Consider the following 5,129-nt stretch of genomic DNA (forward strand, 5'->3'; position numbering starts at 1 on the left):
CAAAAGCAATGACTTAATAAGTGAATAAAAATAAAAAAACAATAAACATTGTCACTTTCAGAAAATAGAACTTGCCAAAAACTCTCTTCTATAATAGAGTAGCTGAGGATTTTAGGACGGATAGAGTAAAGTTCTAAAAGGGAGATTCTATATTTTAAGGAGAGACAAATGAAGGGTTTTTTGAAAGAGTTTAAAGAGTTTGCTTTAAAGGGAAACATGATTGATTTGGCAGTCGGCATGATTATCGGTGCTGCTTTTACCGCATTGGTGAACAAGCTGGTATCTGACCTGATTATGCCATTGATTTCCTTGATTACAGGAAAGATTGACTTTGAAAACATGTTCATTCCTTTAGCAGGACAGACCACCAAGGTTTACACTGAGGCCGTTGAGCAGGGTGCGGTATTGGCATACGGTTCCTTCATCACTGCGGTAATCAATTTCCTGATTATGGCTTTTGTGGTATTTGTCTTCGTTAAGCAGATGAACAAGTTAAAGAAGGCTGAGCCGGAAGCAGCACCTACAGAGAAAGAGTGTGAGTACTGCAAGACTATGATTCCTATTGCGGCAACTCGTTGTCCTCATTGCACATCCAAGTTGGCAGGATACGCAGAGTCCGTTTAAGAATACTGAAAGAAGAGGGGAACCTCTTCTTTTTTTGTAGGAAAGATAGAAACTGTATGCAGAATAAAAAAAATAGAGTAGAATAGGGCAGAAAGAATTCCGGAGGGGAGCTATAAAACAGAAGGAAAAGGTATTTTCGGATCTGTGTAATAAAATAGTGAGGAACGGGATTCCGGATTCAATGAGATAGAGTGGGTTTTAAGGGAAAATCAAGAAAGGGTGGCAAAGGATGTATGAGATTCAAGAGAGAGTTCGTTATTCCGAGGTAACGGAGAAGGGAGAAATGAGCCTGTTTTCCGTGGTGAATCTTTTGCAGGATTGTTCTACCTTTCATTCTCATGATGTGGGAATGTCCATTGAAGTTTTACAGAAAAAGCATAGAGCATGGCTCTTGAGTGCTTGGAATATTGAGCTATATGCCCTACCTAAGCTCTATGAGAAGCTTTCCATCGGAACGTCTCCCCACAATTTCCGGGGGATTTTCGCCTATAGGAATTTCTGGATTCAAAATGAAGCAAGAGAGTTCTATGTGAAAGCAGACAGTGAGTGGTTCAGCTTTGATTTGGAGAAGGGACGTCCCGGAAAGATTACGGAGGAATTGATTGCGCCCTTTAAAGAACGGGAGGATGTGTTACATTTGCCTCCCCTGCAAAGAAAAATTGCTTTTCCGGAAAGCTATCAGGAAGGAGAGCTCATTCCCGTTGTGCAGGATTTTCTGGATACCAACCACCACATGAACAACGCCAAGTACATTGCTTTGGCGGAGGAAGTTATTTTCCAATGTACAGGAAATCCGGCTATTCTTTTCACCGAAGGAGTAGAGAAAGCCGATTCTAAGAGAGAATTTTATTCCATTCGGGCGGAATATGTGAAGGCCTATACTTTAGGGGACAGTATTTTCCCAAGGGTAGCAATAGAAGAGGATAGAACGGTTGTAGCCTTTTATAATCAGAATAAGGAGTTATGTTGCCATGTTGAAATTAGGAAAAATCCAGACGCTTAAAATTCTTAGGGAAAAGGATTTTGGTGTTTTTGTGGGAGAGGAAGGAGGAGACAGCGTGCTTCTTCCCATCCGCCAGGTTCCCAAAGGGAAGACCATAGGGGATGAGGTCTCCGTATTTTTGTATAAGGATTCCAAGGACAGGTTAATTGCCACCACCAAAAAACCTTATCTTGAAGTAGGAGAAATCGGAAGACTGCGGGTCAGCGATGTAAATACCATCGGCGCCTTTGTGGATATCGGCTTGGAGAAGGATATTTTGGTGCCCCACAGAGAGATGCGTTATGCCTTAAAGAAGGATATGGAGGTGGAGATTTACCTCTATGTGGACAAGACTGAGCGTTTGGCAGGTACTATGTATACCAAGAAAAAAGAGGATGCCAAGCATTTGACGCAGGAGGAAATAAATGCTTCCCGTTATGAAAAGCTGGGAGAGCAGATTGAACGGCTGATTGAGGAGAAGTTTGAGGGACATATCCCTTATACGGATAAGACCGTGGATCCGGAGCAGGTGAAAAAGGACTTCGGCGTGTCAAAAGCCGCCTTTAAAAAGGCAATTGGCAAGCTTTTAAAGGAAAAAAAGATTAAAATCACCAGAACGGCAATTTTTAAAATTTATCAGGATTAGCAACAAAGAGGGGGGATTCTGCTAAAAATCCCCTCTCTTTTTGGGCAGATTGACATTTATTTAATAAAGGAACTCTATCTTGTACAAAATTAGGAGCATTTTTTCGGAAACTTAGTCTATAGCCAGAAAGAGGGAAAGTAGATAGAATACTATTAGCATAAGTATGCGAAAATCCTGGAATTCAGATACCGGTTTTCTGCTGAAAAGAAAGCATAAATCATATTTATAGAAGGAGAAACAGCATGGCAAGTGTGCAGCTCAAAAATGTGGTAAAGAAATACCCCAACGGATTTGTGGCAGTAAAAGATTTTAATTTAGAGATTGAAGATAAGGAATTTATCATTTTCGTAGGACCTTCAGGATGCGGTAAGTCCACTACCCTTCGTATGGTGGCAGGACTGGAAGACATCAGCTCCGGAGATCTTTTCATCGACGGAAAGAGAATGAATGATGTAGAACCGAAGGATAGAGACATTGCCATGGTTTTCCAGAACTATGCATTATATCCTCATATGACTGTATACGATAACATGGCCTTCGGACTGAAGCTTAGAAAAGTACCAAAGGATGAAATCGATAAGAAGGTGCATGAAGCTGCAAGAATTTTGGATCTTGAGCACTTGCTGGACAGAAAGCCTAAGGCTCTTTCCGGAGGACAGAGACAGCGTGTGGCTATGGGACGTGCCATTGTTCGTCGTCCGAAGGTTTTCCTGATGGATGAACCTCTTTCCAACCTGGATGCAAAGTTAAGGGCACAGATGCGTGTAGAGATTGCAAAGCTCCACAAGTCCTTAGAGACTACCATCATCTATGTAACCCATGACCAGACCGAGGCTATGACACTGGGAACCAGAATCGTAGTTTTGAAGGACGGTTATATTCAGCAGGTAGATACGCCGGAGAACCTTTACGATACCCCCTGCAACAAGTTTGTAGCAGGATTTATCGGATCTCCCCAGATGAACATGATTGATGCGGAGTGCACAGAAGAGGGCGGCGCTGTAAAGTTAAGCTTTGCAGGAAACACCATCACCTTAAATGAAAAGAAAGCAGCTGCTTTAAAGGATAAGGGCTATATCGGAAAGACTGTCACATTAGGAATTCGTCCTGAAGACTTACATGACGAGGAAGATTATCTTTCTCAGCATGGACAGTCCGTGATTTCCGCAGAAATTCGTGTATACGAGATGCTCGGAGCGGAGACCTTGCTCTACTTCGATATCGGAGATGCTTCCTGGACCGCAAGAGTGAATCCCAAGACCAAGGCAAGAACAGGAGATACCGTTCGCTTTGCTTTGGATGAGAACAAGATTCATATTTTCGATAAGGAAACAGAGCAGACTATTACCAACTAAGAGAATTTGGCTTTGTAGAAAAGCAATAAAAGTTTTCTGAAAAACTGGTAAAAAAGACAGGAAAAGAACTTTTCTTTCCCTGTCTTTTTTTAAAATGCTTGAAAATTGGAAATAAACTGATTATAGTAATGGGGAAAAACGATAAGGTTGGGAGAAGAGATAAGGTTGAGACGTGATTGGAAAGGCTGCATTCTTCCCCCCGGTGTAGTTCATGAAAGAATGGAGTAGAGATGATTTCAAATCAAGTTTTGCAAAGTACAATTGATTCCTTAAAGGGAATCGCCAGGCTGGATATTGCCATTGCAGACATTGACGGAAAAGTATTAGCCACAACTTTCCAAGAGGATAGGGATGTATCCGAGATGGTCGTCTCTTTTGCGGCATCCCAGGCGGATTCCCAGGCAGCGGGAGGCTTCCAGTTTTTTAAGATTTTTGATGAGCACCAGCTGGAATATGTTCTGATTGCCCATGGAGATACGGATGATGTATATATGGTAGGAAAGCTTGCCGTATTACAGATTCAGACTCTTTTAGTGGCATACCGTGAGAAGTTCGATAAGGACAATTTTATTAAGAACCTTCTTTTAGACAACTTGCTTCTGGTAGATATTTATAACCGGGCGAAGAAGCTTCATATCGAAGTGGGCGTTCGTCGTGTAGTGTATATGGTAGAGGCCAAGGACAACCTGGACGGTTCCGCACAGGAGGCTTTAAAGAGCTTCTTCTCTTCCGAGCCCAAGGATTTTGTGACCGCGGTAGATGAGAAGAACATTATCGTGGTGAAGGAGCTTGCTCCGGAGGATGATTATAAGCAGGTGCAGAAGGTTGCGGAGAGCATGATGGATATGCTGTCTTCCGAGCTTATGCTTTCAGCAAAGATTTCCTACGGTACCATTGTGAACGAGATTAAGGAAGTTTCCCGTTCCTATAAGGAAGCTAAGATGGCTCTGGAGGTAGGAAAGATTTTCTTTGTGGACAAGGAGATTATTGCTTACAATGCCCTTGGTATCGGTCGTTTGATTTATCAGTTGCCGATTCCTCTTTGTAAGATGTTTATTAAGGAAATCTTTACGGACGTTTCCCCGGATGATTTCGATGAGGAAACTCTGTCCACCATTAACAAGTTCTTCGAGAACAATCTGAATGTGTCCGAGACTTCCAGACAGTTGTATATCCATAGAAATACCTTAGTGTATCGGTTGGACAAGCTGGATCGTTCCACAGGACTGGATTTAAGAGTCTTTGATGACGCCATTACCTTCAAGATTGCCCTCATGGTTGTAAAATATATGAAGTATATGGAAACCCTTGATTTTTAAAGCAGATTTTCCCAAGAACGCCAAGAGCTGAATAGCTTTTGGCGTTTATTCTTAACGAGTATCGCACGCGTAGTGTGCGATATCTCGTTTCTGAAGTGGAGTGGAAGGGCAGTTAGGAGAAATAGATGGACACAAATGAGGAGAAGCATTTGAGGGAAGAGGAATCAAGGCAGGAACCCGAGAAAGAAGCATTGGAGTTGGGA

The 5,129-nt window shown here is 42.3% G+C and carries 5 protein-coding genes; all 5 read left to right on the top strand.

Features of this window, described 5'->3' with window-relative positions:
* The first annotated feature begins 168 nt into the window (after positions 1 to 168).
* Entirely contained in the window at positions 169 to 624 is a 456-nt protein-coding gene (mscL, locus tag RYO92_RS10710) for a large conductance mechanosensitive channel protein MscL (protein WP_183684541.1), read from the top strand.
* Between the two features lie 229 nt (positions 625 to 853).
* A complete protein-coding gene (locus RYO92_RS10715) occupies positions 854 to 1,627 on the top strand; it encodes an acyl-[acyl-carrier-protein] thioesterase (RefSeq protein ID WP_315370372.1) in 774 nt (257 codons plus the stop codon).
* Positions 1,596 to 2,252, top strand: coding sequence for a S1-like domain-containing RNA-binding protein (locus RYO92_RS10720; protein WP_183684539.1), 657 nt, complete (start codon positions 1,596 to 1,598; stop codon positions 2,250 to 2,252). The genes RYO92_RS10715 and RYO92_RS10720 overlap by 32 nt, the downstream gene beginning before the upstream one ends.
* A gap of 242 nt (positions 2,253 to 2,494) precedes the next feature.
* Complete coding sequence (locus tag RYO92_RS10725; RefSeq protein WP_007156768.1) at positions 2,495 to 3,607, top strand: ABC transporter ATP-binding protein; 1,113 nt, start codon at positions 2,495 to 2,497, stop codon at positions 3,605 to 3,607.
* Positions 3,608 to 3,837: 230 nt separating this feature from the next.
* The gene (locus tag RYO92_RS10730) at positions 3,838 to 4,926 is read left to right on the top strand and encodes a PucR family transcriptional regulator (RefSeq protein ID WP_007156767.1); all 1,089 of its coding nucleotides are present in this window, start codon (positions 3,838 to 3,840) and stop codon (positions 4,924 to 4,926) included.
* Positions 4,927 to 5,129: the final 203 nt, after the last annotated feature.

Source organism: Oribacterium sinus, from assembly GCF_963553175.1.
GTDB classification, from domain to species: Bacteria; Bacillota; Clostridia; order Lachnospirales; family Lachnospiraceae; genus Oribacterium; species Oribacterium sinus_B.

Excerpts from the sequence above, each read along its gene's own strand:
- RYO92_RS10715 (WP_315370372.1), top strand. The coding sequence starts at position 854 with ATGTATGAGATTCAAGAGAGAGTTCGTTATTCCGAGGTAACGGAGAAG.
- RYO92_RS10725 (WP_007156768.1), top strand. The coding sequence starts at position 2,495 with ATGGCAAGTGTGCAGCTCAAAAATGTGGTAAAGAAATACCCCAACGGA.
- RYO92_RS10720 (WP_183684539.1), top strand. The coding sequence starts at position 1,596 with ATGTTGAAATTAGGAAAAATCCAGACGCTTAAAATTCTTAGGGAAAAG.
- RYO92_RS10730 (WP_007156767.1), top strand. The coding sequence starts at position 3,838 with ATGATTTCAAATCAAGTTTTGCAAAGTACAATTGATTCCTTAAAGGGA.
- mscL (WP_183684541.1), top strand. The coding sequence starts at position 169 with ATGAAGGGTTTTTTGAAAGAGTTTAAAGAGTTTGCTTTAAAGGGAAAC.